Origin of the sequence: Thauera sp. (assembly GCF_047601425.1) — a bacterium.
In the GTDB taxonomy this organism is placed as follows: Bacteria; Pseudomonadota; Gammaproteobacteria; order Burkholderiales; family Rhodocyclaceae; genus Thauera.
Genome location: NZ_JASGJL010000001.1, coordinates 2,128,412 through 2,141,720, shown reverse-complemented (window position 1 = coordinate 2,141,720; position 13,309 = coordinate 2,128,412). Strand labels below are relative to the sequence as shown.

Sequence of the window (13,309 nt, the reverse complement as noted above, 5' to 3'; positions counted from 1 at the left end):
GGCGGCGCTGCCGGCGCTGAAGGCGGCCGGCGGCGGCGCGGTCGTCGAACATCTCGTCGGTCGCCGGCATCCAGGCCATCGGCGGCGCCAGCGCCTACACCGCGAGCAAGTTCGCGGTGCGCGGCATGAGCAAGAGCGCGGCGCTGGAGTTCGGCCGCTACAACATCCGGGTGAATTCGGTGCATCCGGGCGGCATCGACACGCCGATGGTGCAGACGCCCGACCGTGACCTCGACGAAGCCTACAGGCAGTTGCCGATCGCGCGCATCGGCACCCCGGCCGAAGTCGCCCGGCTGGTGGCCTTCCTCGCCTCGGACGAGGCTTCCTATTGCACCGGCGGCGAGTTCGCCATCGACGGCGGCATGATGGCCGGCTTCAACGCCAATCTTTGAGCCCGCTGCCGGGGCCGCGGCAAGTCCGGAGTCGTAGTCTCAACGGACGATGATGGCGCGGCCGGCAGTTCGCACAATGCTCCCAGGTATCCGACCAACCCTGGGGGCAGCAATGATCGACATTCGCGGTTTGGCCTACATCGTCACTCAGATCGACGATCTCGCCGAATGGGCAGGCTACGCAGAGAACGTGCTCGGCATGATGAGTTCGCCGGCGCCCGGCGGCGGGCTCTACATCAAGATGGACGAACGGCCCTTCCGCATCCTGGTGGTGCAGGGCGCGGAGCGCCGCTACCTCGCCTCGGGCTGGGAACTGCCGGGCAGGGAGGCATTCGAGGCGGCGCTGGCCGAACTGGATGCGAAGGGCGTGCGCTACGCGCTGGCCGACGCCGCCACCGTGGCCCAGCGCGGCATGCAGGCGGTGGCGGTGCTGACCGATCCGTCGGGCAACCGCCACGAACTGTGCTGGGGCCATCTGTCGGACTGCCAGCCCTTCGTCTCGCCGCAGGCGGTGCCCCGTTTCGTCACCGGCGACATGGGCCTGGGCCACACGGTGCTGCCGGCGCCCGATTTCGACGCCACCGCGGCCTTCCTCCGCGACGTGCTCGGCTTCGGCCTGTCCGACATCTTCAACTTCCGCCCCGATCCGGCCGCGCCGCCGGTCCGCATCCACTTCATGCACTGCGGCAATGCCCGCCACCACAGCTTGGCGATCGCCGAATACCCGGTGCCGAGCGGCTGCGTGCATGTGATGGTGGAAGTCGATTCGATGACCGAGGTCGGCCGCGCCCACGACCGCCGCATCGCCCACAAGGTGCCGCTGTCGGCGACGCTGGGCCAGCACCTCAACGACCGCATGATCTCCTTCTACATGAAGACGCCGTCGGACTTCGACCTGGAATACGGCTTCGGCGGCCTGCAGCTCGACTGGGATCGCCACACCGCCTTCGAATTCACCCGCGTCAGCATCTGGGGCCACGACTTCGGCGTCGGCCAGCGGCAGGAACAGGCCGCCTGAGTGCGGCCGGCAACAGGAAAGCATCCATGAACAAACAGATGACGGCGGCCGAGGTCGTCGCCCAATTGCGCGATGGCATGACCATCGGCTTCGGCGGCTGGGGGCCGCGGCGCAAGCCGATGGCGATCGTGCGCGAAATCCTGCGCTCGGACCTGAAGGATCTCACCGTGGTGTCCTACGGCGGGCCGGACGTCGGCATGCTGTGCGCCGCCGGCAAGGTGCGGAAGCTGATCTTCGGCTTCGCCACGCTCGACGCGATTCCGCTCGAACCCTGGTACCGCAAGGTGCGCGAAGCCGGCGGCCTGGAGCTGATGGAACTCGACGAGGGCATGTGGCAGTGGGGGCTGCGCGCCGCCGGCATGCGCGTGCCCTTCCTGCCGACGCGCTGCGGCCTGGCGACCGACGTGACGAAGCTGAACCCGGAGCTAAAGACCATCCGCTCGCCCTACGACGACGGCGAAGTGCTGCTGGCGATGCCGGCGCTGAAGCTCGACGTCGCGCTGGTGCACGTCAATGTCGCCGACCGGCTCGGCAACACCCTGATCCTGGGCGGCGATCCCTATTTCGACCACCTCGTCGCCCGCGCCGCGGACGCCTGCTACGTGTCGGCCGAGCGGGTCGAGGAACGGCTGGCGCTGACGCCCGAGCAGGCCCGCTTCAACACCTTCGAGCGCTATCTGGTGAAAGGCGTGGTGCATGCGCCCGGCGGCGCCCATCCGACCACCTGCGCGCCGGACTACGGCTGGGACATGAGCCATTTCAAGCGCTACGTCGCCAGCGCCGCCGAGGAAGGCGGCTGGCAGGCCTACATGGACGAATTCGTCACTCCGGGCGAGGCCGCCTACCAGGCCGCCAACGGCGGTATCGAACGCATGGGCGCGCTGCCCCTGCCGGTGTTTTGAGGAGCGTGAGCGGCATGAGCGACAAGCTTGAATTTTCCCTGGCCGAACTGATGATCGTCGCGGCCTCCGAAGCCTGGCGCGGCGACGGCGAAGTGCTGGCCTCCGGCATCGGCGTGATCCCGCGCCTCGGCGCCAGCCTGGCCAAGCTCACTTATGCGCCGGAGTTGCTGATGACCGACAGCGAATGCTTCCTGGTCGAAGAGCCGATTCCGCTCGGGGCGCGCGGCGCCGATCCGGATAGCGTGCCGAAGTATTCCGGCTACATGTCCTTCGAGCGCGTCTTCGAATGCGTGTGGGGCGGCCGCCGCCACGCCATGATCGGCCCGACCCAGATCGACCGCTGGGGCCAGACCAACCTGTCGGTGGTCGGCGACTACCACAGGCCCAAGGCTGCCATCCTCGGCGTGCGCGGCCTGCCGGGCAACAGCATCAACCACATCAACTCCTTCTTCGTGCCCAATCACAGCAAGCGCGTGTTCGTCGAAGGCGAGGTGGACATGGTGTCCGGCGCCGGCTTCAACCCGGCGCGCTGGGAGCCCGGCATGCGGCGGGACTTCATGGACATCCGCCGCATCGTCACCGACCTGTGCGTGCTGGATTTCGACGGGCCGGATCGTGCGGTCCGGGTGCGCTCGCTGCATCCGGGCGTCGGCTTCGACGAAGTCCAGGACAAGACCGGCTTCCCGCTGCTGAAGGCGCCGGAGCTGGGCGAGACGCCGCGGCCGAGCGCGGAGCAGCTCGCCATCATCCGCCGGCTCGACCCGCACGGTCTGCGCGCCGCGCAGCTCAAGGGCAACCCGCCGGGTGTGCGGGCGGTTGCCTGAGAGGAGTTGACAGACATGAGCGCCCCAGACCAGAACTTCGTCAGCCGCCCCGACGAGGCGGTGTACGAAACCGACGCGCCGGTGAAGTACGCCGTCGCCGACGGCATCGCCACGGTGACGATGAGCCGCGTCGAATTCAACAACGCCCAGAACTCGCAGATGACCTACGCGCTCGACGCGGCCTTCCGCCGCGCGGTCGACGACGACGCGGTCAAGGTCATCGTGCTGCGCGGCGACGGCAAGCACTTCTCGGCCGGTCACGACATCGGCACGCCGGGGCGCGACATCAACAAGCCTTTCGAGCGGGTGCACCTGTGGTGGGACCACACCAACAAGCCGGGCGGCGAATATCTCTATGCCCGCGAGCAGGAGGTGTACCTGAACATGTGCCGTCGCTGGCGCGACATGCCCAAGCCGACGATCGCGATGGTGCAGGGCGCCTGTGTCGCCGGCGGGCTGATGCTGGCCTGGGTGTGCGACCTGATCGTCGCCAGCGACGATGCCTTCTTCCAGGACCCGGTGGTGCGCATGGGCATTCCCGGCGTCGAGTACTTCGCCCATCCCTACGAGCTGAACCCGCGCATCGCCAAGGAGTTTCTGATGACCGGCGATCGCATGGGCGCCGAGCGGGCCTGGCAGATGGGCATGGTCAACAAGGTGGTGCCGCGCGCCGAGCTGGAAGCGGCGACCTATGCGCTCGCCGCCCGCATCGCCGCGCAGCCGCGCATGGGCCTGGCGCTGACCAAGCAGGCGATCAACCACGTCGAGGACCTGCAGGGCAAGCGCACGGCGATGGACGCGGTGTTCGCCTGGCACCACTTCGCCCATACCCACAACGAACTGCTGTCGGGCGACAAGCTCGGCGGCTACGACGCCAGGGCGATGGCCAGCGCCAACAAGCGTGCTGCCACGGAGGGCGAAGCATGACGCACGCCGCCGTGCCCACCGACTTCTCCGCGCTGCTGCGCACGCCGCTCACCGAGCGCCTCGGCTGCCGTTACCCGATCGTGCAGACCGCGATGGGCTGGGTCGCCGATGCCGACCTGGTGGTCGCCACCACCAAGGCCGGCGGCTTCGGCTTCCTCGCCGGCGCCACCATCGACGCCGCCAAGCTGGAAGACGAGATCCGCAAGCTCATCGCCGCCACCGGCGGCAGCAACTTCGGCTTGAATTTCCACATGTTCCAGGAGAACGCCGCGCAGTGCGTTGACCTGGCGATCCAGTACCGCCTGCGCGCGGTCAGCTACGGCCGTGGCCCGGACCGCAAGACCATTGCCCGCTTCAAGGAAGCCGGCGTGCTGTGCATTCCGACCGTGGGCGCGCTCAAGCACGCGATCAAGGCCGTCGAGCTGGGCGCCGACATGATCACCATCCAGGGCGGCGAGGGCGGCGGCCATACCGGCGGTGTGCCCAGCACCATCCTGCTGCCGCAGGTGCTGGCGGCGGTGCAGGTGCCGGTGATTGCCGCCGGCGGCTATTCCACCGGCCGCGGCCTGGCCGGCGCGCTGGCGGCAGGTGCCGCCGGCATCGCGATGGGCACCCGCTTCCTGATGACGACCGATTCGCCGACGCCGCCGCCGACGCTGGCGCGCTACCTGAAGGTGGACGACCCGCAGAAGGTGAGGGTGACGCTGGCGGTCGACGGCATGCGCCACCGCATGATCGAAAACCCCTTCATCGACCGCCTCGAAGCGGCCAGTCCGCTGGGCCGGCTGCTGATCGCGGTGCGGAGCGCCTGGCAGTGGAAGCGGCAGACCGGCATGAGCCTCGGCCACATGCTCGGCGTGTTCCGCCAAGCGCTGAAGGAAGACCCCGGCGCGGTGTCGCAGACGGTGATGTCCGCCAACCAGCCTGTGCTGCTGCAGCGCTCGATGGTCGAGGGCTTTCCGGACGAAGGCATCCTGCCCAGCGGCCAGGTGGCGGCGGCGATCGGCAAGCTCGAAAGCTGCGAGGACGTCATCCACGGCATCGCCGCCGAAGCCGAAGCCTGCCTCGCCGCGCTGTACGCGCGGCTGGACGCCGGCGCCGCCGCCCGCAGCAACGAGGACATCCAGGCCGTCGCCTGACGGCGCGGAAACCAGCGCAGACCAGAACCCCAGGGAGCCCGACAACGTGAGCCACGCATTCCAGACAAGCATCGAGGGCGGCATCGCCGAACTCGTCATCGACAAGCCGCCGGTCAACGCGCTCGACAGCAGCGAATGGTTCGCGCTGGCGCGGCGCATCGACGAACTCGGCGCCGACCCCGGCGTGCGGGTGATCGTGATCCGCGCCGAGGGCCGCGGCTTCTGCGCCGGCGTTGACATCAAGGAGCTCGACGCCCATCCCGAACGCATCGTCGCCGTCAATGGCGGCAACTACGCCACCTTCAAAGCCGTGCATCGCTGCCCGGTGCCGGTCATCGTCGCCGTGCATGGCTTCGTGCTCGGCGGCGGCATCGGCATCACCGGCGCGGCCGACATCGTCGTCGCCGCGGACTGCGCCACGTTTGCGCTGCCGGAAGTCGATCGCGGCGCGATGGGCGGCGGCGCCCACCTGCAGCGCCTGTTCCCGGTGCAGAAGGTGCGCTACCTGTTCTTCACCGGCGAGAAGATCGGCGCGACCGAGGCCGAACGCTACGGCTTCATCGAGCGCGTGGTGCCGAAGGCTGAGCTGCGCGCGGCGGCGCTCGACATCGCCCGCAGGATCGCCGCCAAGAGCCCGGCCATGATCCGCATCGCCAAGGAGGCCTTGAACGGCATCGAGGACGGCAACCTGGAAGACAAGTACCGCTGGGAGCAGGGCTTCACGCTGCAGGCCTACACCAGCCCGGATTCGGCGGAAACCCGCCGCGCCTTCGTCGAGAAACGCGAAGCCAAGTTCTGAGGACACCATGGATCTCGCCTATACCCCCCGGCAAAAAGCCTTCCGCGAGGAAGTGCGCGCCTGGCTCGCGGCCAACCTGCCGTCCGAGCCGCTGCTCAGCTACGACACCCGCGAGGGTTTCGAGCAGCACCGCGAATGGGAGCGCAAGCTGTTCGACGCGCGCCTGTCGATGGTGATCTGGCCCGAAGCGCTCGGCGGCCGCGGCTGCGACCTGATCGAGTGGCTGATCTTCGAAGAGGAGTACTACGGCGCCGGTGCGCCGATGCGGGTGAATCAGAACGGCCAGCTGCTGCTCGGTCCGACCCTGATCGAGTTCGGCACCGAAGAGCAGAAGGCGCGCTTCCTGCCGCGCATGGCCTCCAGCGAGGACATGTGGGCGCAGGGCTGGTCCGAGCCCAATGCCGGCTCGGACATGGCGGCGATCACGAGCAAGGCGGTGCTGTCGGCCGATGGCAGCCACTACGTGGTCAATGGCCAGAAGACCTGGTTGACGCGGGCGATCTTCGCCGACTGGCTGTTCGGCCTGTTCCGCAGCGATCCGGCTTCCAGCCGCCACCACGGCCTGTCCTACCTGGCGCTGCGGCTCGACGCGCCGGGCGTGACGATCCGGCCGATCCAGGCGCTCAACGGCAAGCAGGCCTTCGCCGAAATCTTCTTCGACGACGTCAAGGTGCCGGTTGACAACCGCATCGGCGACGAAGGCCAGGGCTGGCACGTGGCGATGGCCACCGCCGGCTTCGAGCGCGGCCTGCTGCTGCGCTCGCCGGCCCGCTTCCAATACACCGCGCGCAAGCTGATCGAGCTGTACAAGGCCAACCGCGAAGCGGCCGACCGCGACCCCGCGATCCGCGACGCGGTGATCGAGGCCTGGACCGGCACCGAGGCCTACGCGCTGTCGGCCTACCACACCGTCGGCCGCCTGGCGAAAGGCGCGCGCATCGGCGCCGAGGCCAGCACCAACAAGATCTACTGGTCGGAGCTGGATCTGAAGATGCACGAAACCGCGATGCGCATCCTCGGCGCGCGCGGCGAACTGACCGCGGACGCGCCCGCGTCCGTCGATGCCGCGCGCTGGCTCGACGGCTTCCTGTTCGCCCAGGCCGGCCCGATCTACGCCGGCACCAACGAGATCCAGCGCAACATCATCGCCGAGCGCATGCTCGGCCTGCCCAAGTAAGAGGCCGGCCATGGACTTCACTTTCACCGACGACCAGCTCACTTTCCGCGAGGCGGTGAGCCGCTTCCTGATGACCGAAGCCGCGCCCGAGATGCTGCGCGAGATCTGGGAGACCGATACCGGGCGCTCGCCCGAGATGCGCAAGAACATCGCCGAGCAGGGCCTCACCGCGCTGTCGGTGCCCGAGGACTGCGGTGGCCTGGGCATGGACGACGTCGCCTGGGCGCTGATGACGCAGGAGCTGGGCTACTACGCCATCCCCGATTCGCTGGCCGACACCGCCTACGTCGCCGCCGGGCTGATCACGGCGCTGCCGGCCGGCACCGCATCGCGCGAAGAATGGCTCGGCCGCATCGCCGAAGGCAGCATCCGCATCGCCGTCGGCCATCCGGTGAATCCGCTGGTGGCCGACGCCAACCCCGCCGACCTGCTGCTGCTCGCCGACGGCGATGCCGTGCATGCCGTGCCGCGCGCCCAGGTCGAGGTCGAGGCCAACCCTAGCATCGACCTGTCGCGCCGGCTCGCCCGCGTCGCCTGGACGTCGGCCGCCGCCACCCTGCTCGCCGACGGCGAGGCGGGCCGCGCGTTGTGGGCGCAGACGCTGAACCGCGGCACGCTGTCGGTCGCCGGCCAGTTGCTCGGCTTGGCCCAGCGCATGCTCGACCTGTCGGTGGATTACGCCGCGCAGCGCAAGCAGTTCGGCAAGCCGATCGGCAGCTTCCAGGCGGTCAAGCATCACCTGGCCGACGTCGCCACCCGCATCGAGTTCGCCAAGCCGGTGCTGTACCGCGCCGCCTATGCACTGGCGCAGGGCGAGGCGGGTGCCGACGCGCGCGTGTCGCACGCCAAGCTCGCCTGCGGCGATGCCGCCTGGCTGGCGGCGCGCAACGGCATCCAGGTGCACGGCGCGATGGGCTACACCTGGGAAGTCGATCTGCAGATGTTCATGAAGCGGGCCTGGGCGCTTGACGCCGCCTGGGGCGACCGCGGTTTCCACAAGTCGCGCGTTGCTGGCGCGATCCTGGCCGAAGGCGCCGCGCTCGGCCCCGGCCACACTTTCGGGGAATGAAGATGGCGCAAGCCTATATCGTCGATGCCCTGCGCAGCCCCACCGGCAGGCGCAAGGGCGGCCTGTCCCACGTGCATGCGATCGATCTCGGCGCGCATGTGCTGAAGGCGCTGGTCGAGCGCAACGCGGTGCCGGCCGAGGAATACGACGACGTGATCTTCGGCTGCGTCGACACCATCGGTTCGCAGGCGGGCGACATCGCGCGCACGGCCTGGCTGGCCGCCGGCCTGCCGCTGAACGTGCCCGGCACCACCGTCGACCGCCAGTGCGGCTCCTCGCAGCAGGCGCTGCACTTTGCCGCGCAAGCGGTGATGAGCGGCACGCAGGACGTGGTCGCGGTCGGCGGCGTGCAGACCATGACCCAGATTCCGATCTCGTCGGCGATGCTCGCCGGCCAGCCGCTCGGCTTCGCCGACCCCTTCTCCGGCAGCAAGGGCTGGCAGGCGCGCTTCGGCGGCCAGCCGGTCAACCAGTTCTACTCGGCCCAGCGCATCGCCGACCACTGGCAGCTCAGCCGCCGCGACATGGAGGAATACGCGCTCGAAAGCCATCGCCGCGCGCTGGCGGCAATCGCCGAAGGCCGCTTCGAGCGCGAAATCGTCGGTCTCGAGGGAGTGTCGAAGGACGAGACGCCGCGCGTGTCCACGCTTGAGAAGATGGCCGAACTCGAGCCGGTCGGCCCTGACTATCCGTCGATCACTGCCGCGGTGTCGAGCCAGACCTGCGACGCCTCGGCGGCGCTGCTGGTGGTGTCGGAAGCGGCGTTGAAGCGCTACGGCCTGACGCCGCGCGCCCGCATCCACCACCTGTCGGTGATGGGCGACGATCCGATCTGGCACCTCACGGCGCCGATCCCCGCCACCCGCGCCGCGCTGAAGAAGGCCGGCATGGGCATCGGCGACATCGACGTGGTCGAGATCAACGAAGCCTTCGCCTCGGTCGTCATGGCCTGGCAGAAGGAGCTGGACTGCGACCCGGCGCGCATGAACCCCAACGGCGGCGCCATCGCCCTCGGCCATCCGCTCGGCGCCACCGGCGCCCGCCTGATGACCGCGCTGCTGCACGAGCTGGAGCGCAGCGGCGGACGCTACGGCCTGCAGACCATGTGCGAAGGCGGCGGCCAGGCCAACGTCACGATCATCGAGAAACTGTGAGCGGAGAACGATTCAATGGGAATGTGTGAAGGACGCACCGTCATCATCACCGGCGCCGGAGGCGGCCTGGGCCGCGCCTACGCGCTGGCCTTCGCCGCCGAAGGCGCCGGCGTGGTGGTCAACGACATCCGCCAGGAAGCCGCCGACGCCGTGGTGGCGGAAATCGCCGCGGCCGGCGGCAAGGCGCTGGCCAACGCCGACGACATCACCCGCATGGACGGCGCGCAGCGCATCGTCGATGCCGCGCTGGCCGTGTTCGGCGAAGTGCATGTGGTGGTGAACAACGCCGGCATCCTGCGCGACCGCATGTTCATCAGCCTGTCCGAGGACGACTGGGACCAGGTGATGCGGGTGCATCTGAAAGGCCATTTCTGCCTCGCCAGCATCCTCGGCAAGCGCTGGCGCGACCAGGCCAAGGCCGGCAACAGGATCGCCGCGCGTATCATCAACACCAGCTCGGGCGCCGGCCTGCAGGGTTCGGTCGGGCAGTCGAACTACGCCGCGGCGAAGGGCGGCATCGCCGCGCTGACCCTGGTGCAGGCCGCCGAACTCGGCCGCTACGGCGTCACCGCCAACGCGCTGGCGCCGGCGGCGCGCACGGCGATGACCGAGAGCGCGATGCCCGACGTGGTCAAGGCACCTGAAAGCGGCTTCGACGCCTGGGCGGCGGAGAACGTCGCGCCGCTGGTGGTGTGGCTGGGCAGCGAAGCGTCGTCGCACGTCAGCGGCCAGGTGTTCGAGAGCCAGGGCGGCCGCATCTCGGTCTGCGACGGCTGGCGCACCGGCCCGCAGAAGGACAAGGGCGCGCGCCTGACGCCGGCCGAGGCGGGCGCGATGGTCGATGAACTGATGAAGCAGGCCGTGCCTGCGCAAAAGGTGTGGGGGACTTGAAGATGACGGAACAGGCGGTGGCGCAGGGGCGCCGTGACTTTCTGAAGGCCGGCGCGGTGCTGGGCGGCGCTGCCGCAGGCGGCCTGGGCCTCGCCGGTTCGGCGGCGGCTGCGAATGCCGCGAATGCGGCGGCCTTGCCGCTGCCGGACTACGAAAGCTGGGACGCCACCGAGATCGCGCGCCTGATCCGGCGCGGCGACCTGCGGCCGGGTGAAGTGCTGGAAGCCGCGCTTGCCCGCGTCGAGGCGCGTTCGGTCATCAATGCCGTTGCCGTGCCGCATTTCGACCTCGCCCGCGCCCAGGCTCAGGTCTTGGACGGTGCCGGCAAGGCCGAGCGCGAGGCGCGCCCGGCGCTGTCCGGCGTGCCCTTCGCGCTGAAGGATCTCGGCGTCGCGCTCGAAGGCACGGTCACCACCAACGGCTGCGCCTTCTTCAAGGACGCGGTGGCCGATCACGATTCCACCCTGGTGCAGCGCTATCGGGCGGCGGGGCTGAACATCTTCGCCAAGCTCACCAGCCCTGAGTTCGGCCAGACCGCGACCACCGAATCCCGCCTGTTCGGCAAGACGCGCAATCCCTGGAATCTGGAACACAGCACCGGCGGCTCCTCGGGCGGTTCGGCGGCGGCGATCGCCGCCGGCGTGCTGCCCGTTGCCCATGCCAGCGACGGCGGCGGCTCGATCCGCATCCCGGCTTCGCACTGCGGCCTGTTCGGCCTCAAGCCCAGCCGCGGCCTGATCCCGATGGGGCCGCGCGCGCTGGAAGGCTGGCTGGGGCTGTCGGCGCACAACGTCATCAGCCGCAGCGTGCGCGATACCGCGCTGCTGATGCAGCTCAGCCAGGGGCCGGAAGCCGGCACCCGCACCGCGCCGCCGACCTCGGACCTGCTGGCGGCGCTGGCGCAGACGCCGCGCGGCTTGCGCATCGGCCTGTTCGTGGACAACCTGTTCGGCGCCGGCGTGCATGCCGAATGCCTGGAAGCGGCCAACAAGGCGGCGACGCTGTGCGCCGGCCTCGGCCACCATGTCGAGCCGCTGTCGCTGGCCGCGCTGCCTTTCCTGGAAATGGCCGGCGGCATGGGCATCGTCACCGCCAGCGGCATGCTGCACAGCGTGCGTGCGCGCGAGAAGGCGCTGGGCCGCGCGGCGCGCGAGGACGAGTTCGAACCGCTCGACTGGCGCAGCATGGAAAAGGCCAGGACCTACACCGCCGAACAGGTGCTCGGCGCCCGCGCGGCCTTCGACCAGGCCGGCCGCGTGCTCGACGAAGTGTTCTCGCGCTACGACCTGATCCTGTCGCCGACCACCGCGGCGCTGCCGCCCAAGCTCGGCGACCTGTCGCTCGACCAGCCGTTCGAGAGCTTCGTGCAGCATGCGATCCTGGCTTCGCCCTTTACCTCGATGTTCAACATCAGCGGCCTGCCGGCGATGTCGGTGCCGCTGCACTGGAGTGCCGACGGTTTGCCGATCGGCGTGCAGTTCGCCGCGCCCTACGGCGGCGAGGCGCGGCTGATCGCGCTCGCCGCGCAACTGGAACAGGCCGCGCCGTGGGCAGACCGCCGGCCGCCGCGGCTGGGCTGATCGACGAGGACATCACATATGACTTACGCACTCACAGGCCTGGAAGGCAAGGTCGCCGTCGTCACCGGCGCGGGGCGGATGCGCAGCATCGGCCGTTCGATTGCCGTCGAGCTCGCCAAGGCGGGCTGCGACGTCGTCATCACCGGCAGCGGCCGCTCGCCGGACTCCTTTCCGACGGACGAGAAACAGGCCGGCTGGCGCGACATCGACTCCGTCGCGGAGGAAATCCGCGCCCTGGGCCGACGCGCGCTGCCGGTGGTCTGCAATGTCGCCGATCCGGATGCCGTCAAGGCGCTGGCCGACACGGTGGCAGGCGCGTTAGGCCGGGTGGATTTCGTCATCAATAACGCAGGGGCCGCGCGGGCGGGGGACCGGGTCCCGGTGGTCGAGGTCGATCCCGCGGCCTGGCGCAATGTCATCGACGTCAACCTGAACGGCAGCTTCTACATGAGCCAGGTGTTCGGCCGCAAGCTGATCGAGCAGGGCGAGGGCGGCGCCATCATCAACATCTCGTCCGTGGGCGGCAAGCTGATGGCCCCCAACACGGCCGCGTACGCCGCCAGCAAGGCGGGGCTGCATGCCCTGACCGCGGCGATGGCGGGCGAGGTGGGGCGATACGGCATTCGCGTCAATGCGATCTGTCCCGGCATCGTCTCCACGTCCCGCCTGGACGATATCGCGCCCGAGCAGTGGGACGCGATCATCAACGCCTATGTGCCCTTGAAACGCGCGGGCGCCCCTGCGGAAATCGGCAGCATGGTGGTCTATCTCTGCAGCACGCAGGGTGAGTGGATCAGCGGCCAGCTCTACAGCGTGGATGGCGGGCAGGTCGCCGGACGCTGACGGGCGCGCACCGGCCCCGGCCGCGGTGTGGGCAGACCGCCGGCCGTCTTCTCTCACCATTCGATGCAGGCAGGAGTGCACATGGATATCGAAGCGCGTCTCCAGAGGCTTGAAGCGGTCGAGGCAATCTGCCGACTCAAGCACCGTTATTTCAATGCCTGCGACCTGCATGAGTTGAACACGGTCAGGGAATGCTTTGCGCCCGGACCGGTTTCGATCGACTACGAAGGCGTGGGTAAATTCACCTCGGTCGATGAGCTGCTTGCCTGCTTCGAGGTCCTGATGCAGCACCCGCACATGCGCCATAGCCACCACGGCGCGAATCCGGAGATACGGCTGGTCGACTCCCGGCATGCGATCGGGAGATGGGCGCTGTCGTATTTCGGCCTGGATACGCGGACGGGGGCGACGCTGCGGATGGGGATGATCTACGACGACGAATATCTCGACTGCGATGGGAGCTGGCGCATCGTCTCGACCCGTACGCGGGTGATCCTTGCCGTACCCGGTCAAGCTGAAGCTCCCAACGCGGAGGCTCGGACGTGAGCACGCATGGGACTGAATCCATCGCGGTCGTCACCGGCGCCAGCCGCG

General features: G+C 69.2%; 14 protein-coding genes. All 14 read left to right on the top strand.

Annotated features, from left to right (window positions below; genetic code table 11):
- Positions 1 to 50: 50 nt before the first annotated feature.
- The gene (locus QM748_RS10485; protein WP_415248052.1) at positions 51 to 392 is read left to right on the top strand and encodes an SDR family NAD(P)-dependent oxidoreductase; all 342 of its coding nucleotides are present in this window, start codon (positions 51 to 53) and stop codon (positions 390 to 392) included.
- Positions 393 to 504: 112 nt separating this feature from the next.
- Entirely contained in the window at positions 505 to 1,410 is a 906-nt protein-coding gene (locus QM748_RS10480; RefSeq protein WP_415246920.1) for a VOC family protein, read from the top strand.
- A gap of 26 nt (positions 1,411 to 1,436) precedes the next feature.
- Entirely contained in the window at positions 1,437 to 2,312 is an 876-nt protein-coding gene (locus QM748_RS10475) for a CoA transferase subunit A (RefSeq protein WP_415246919.1), read from the top strand.
- A 14-nt stretch (positions 2,313 to 2,326) separates the two neighbouring features.
- Positions 2,327 to 3,136 (top strand): CoA-transferase subunit beta, encoded by an 810-nt coding sequence (locus QM748_RS10470; RefSeq protein WP_415246918.1) that lies wholly within the window; start codon positions 2,327 to 2,329, stop codon positions 3,134 to 3,136.
- Positions 3,137 to 3,151: 15 nt separating this feature from the next.
- Positions 3,152 to 4,063 (top strand): enoyl-CoA hydratase, encoded by a 912-nt coding sequence (locus QM748_RS10465; protein ID WP_415246917.1) that lies wholly within the window; start codon positions 3,152 to 3,154, stop codon positions 4,061 to 4,063.
- Positions 4,060 to 5,202 (top strand): NAD(P)H-dependent flavin oxidoreductase, encoded by a 1,143-nt coding sequence (locus tag QM748_RS10460; protein ID WP_415246916.1) that lies wholly within the window; start codon positions 4,060 to 4,062, stop codon positions 5,200 to 5,202. The genes QM748_RS10465 and QM748_RS10460 overlap by 4 nt, the downstream gene beginning before the upstream one ends.
- Before the next feature lie 46 nt (positions 5,203 to 5,248).
- Entirely contained in the window at positions 5,249 to 6,001 is a 753-nt protein-coding gene (locus QM748_RS10455) for an enoyl-CoA hydratase family protein (protein WP_415246915.1), read from the top strand.
- Between the two features lie 7 nt (positions 6,002 to 6,008).
- A complete protein-coding gene (locus QM748_RS10450; protein WP_415246914.1) occupies positions 6,009 to 7,178 on the top strand; it encodes an acyl-CoA dehydrogenase family protein in 1,170 nt (389 codons plus the stop codon).
- 10 nt (positions 7,179 to 7,188) lie between these two features.
- The gene (locus QM748_RS10445) at positions 7,189 to 8,247 is read left to right on the top strand and encodes an acyl-CoA dehydrogenase family protein (RefSeq protein WP_415246913.1); all 1,059 of its coding nucleotides are present in this window, start codon (positions 7,189 to 7,191) and stop codon (positions 8,245 to 8,247) included.
- Between the two features lie 2 nt (positions 8,248 to 8,249).
- Positions 8,250 to 9,401: an acetyl-CoA C-acetyltransferase gene (locus tag QM748_RS10440; protein ID WP_415246912.1), complete on the top strand. Its 1,152-nt coding sequence runs from the start codon at positions 8,250 to 8,252 to the stop codon at positions 9,399 to 9,401.
- Positions 9,402 to 9,422: 21 nt separating this feature from the next.
- Entirely contained in the window at positions 9,423 to 10,292 is an 870-nt protein-coding gene (locus QM748_RS10435; RefSeq protein WP_415246911.1) for an SDR family oxidoreductase, read from the top strand.
- 2 nt (positions 10,293 to 10,294) lie between these two features.
- Positions 10,295 to 11,872, top strand: a complete 1,578-nt coding sequence (locus QM748_RS10430; protein ID WP_415248051.1) for an amidase — start codon at positions 10,295 to 10,297, stop codon at positions 11,870 to 11,872.
- An 18-nt stretch (positions 11,873 to 11,890) separates the two neighbouring features.
- The gene (locus QM748_RS10425; RefSeq protein ID WP_415246910.1) at positions 11,891 to 12,715 is read left to right on the top strand and encodes an SDR family NAD(P)-dependent oxidoreductase; all 825 of its coding nucleotides are present in this window, start codon (positions 11,891 to 11,893) and stop codon (positions 12,713 to 12,715) included.
- A gap of 81 nt (positions 12,716 to 12,796) precedes the next feature.
- Complete coding sequence (locus QM748_RS10420) at positions 12,797 to 13,261, top strand: nuclear transport factor 2 family protein (RefSeq protein ID WP_415246909.1); 465 nt, start codon at positions 12,797 to 12,799, stop codon at positions 13,259 to 13,261.
- Positions 13,262 to 13,309: the final 48 nt, after the last annotated feature.

What these genes read in the sequence shown, in the direction of transcription:
- QM748_RS10475 (WP_415246919.1), top strand. Translation starts at nt 1,437, where the DNA reads ATGAACAAACAGATGACGGCGGCCGAGGTCGTCGCCCAATTGCGCGAT.
- QM748_RS10420 (WP_415246909.1), top strand. Translation starts at nt 12,797, where the DNA reads ATGGATATCGAAGCGCGTCTCCAGAGGCTTGAAGCGGTCGAGGCAATC.
- QM748_RS10480 (WP_415246920.1), top strand. Translation starts at nt 505, where the DNA reads ATGATCGACATTCGCGGTTTGGCCTACATCGTCACTCAGATCGACGAT.
- QM748_RS10470 (WP_415246918.1), top strand. Translation starts at nt 2,327, where the DNA reads ATGAGCGACAAGCTTGAATTTTCCCTGGCCGAACTGATGATCGTCGCG.
- QM748_RS10450 (WP_415246914.1), top strand. Translation starts at nt 6,009, where the DNA reads ATGGATCTCGCCTATACCCCCCGGCAAAAAGCCTTCCGCGAGGAAGTG.
- QM748_RS10425 (WP_415246910.1), top strand. Translation starts at nt 11,891, where the DNA reads ATGACTTACGCACTCACAGGCCTGGAAGGCAAGGTCGCCGTCGTCACC.
- QM748_RS10430 (WP_415248051.1), top strand. Translation starts at nt 10,295, where the DNA reads ATGACGGAACAGGCGGTGGCGCAGGGGCGCCGTGACTTTCTGAAGGCC.
- QM748_RS10440 (WP_415246912.1), top strand. Translation starts at nt 8,250, where the DNA reads ATGGCGCAAGCCTATATCGTCGATGCCCTGCGCAGCCCCACCGGCAGG.
- QM748_RS10465 (WP_415246917.1), top strand. Translation starts at nt 3,152, where the DNA reads ATGAGCGCCCCAGACCAGAACTTCGTCAGCCGCCCCGACGAGGCGGTG.
- QM748_RS10460 (WP_415246916.1), top strand. Translation starts at nt 4,060, where the DNA reads ATGACGCACGCCGCCGTGCCCACCGACTTCTCCGCGCTGCTGCGCACG.
- QM748_RS10445 (WP_415246913.1), top strand. Translation starts at nt 7,189, where the DNA reads ATGGACTTCACTTTCACCGACGACCAGCTCACTTTCCGCGAGGCGGTG.
- QM748_RS10435 (WP_415246911.1), top strand. Translation starts at nt 9,423, where the DNA reads ATGTGTGAAGGACGCACCGTCATCATCACCGGCGCCGGAGGCGGCCTG.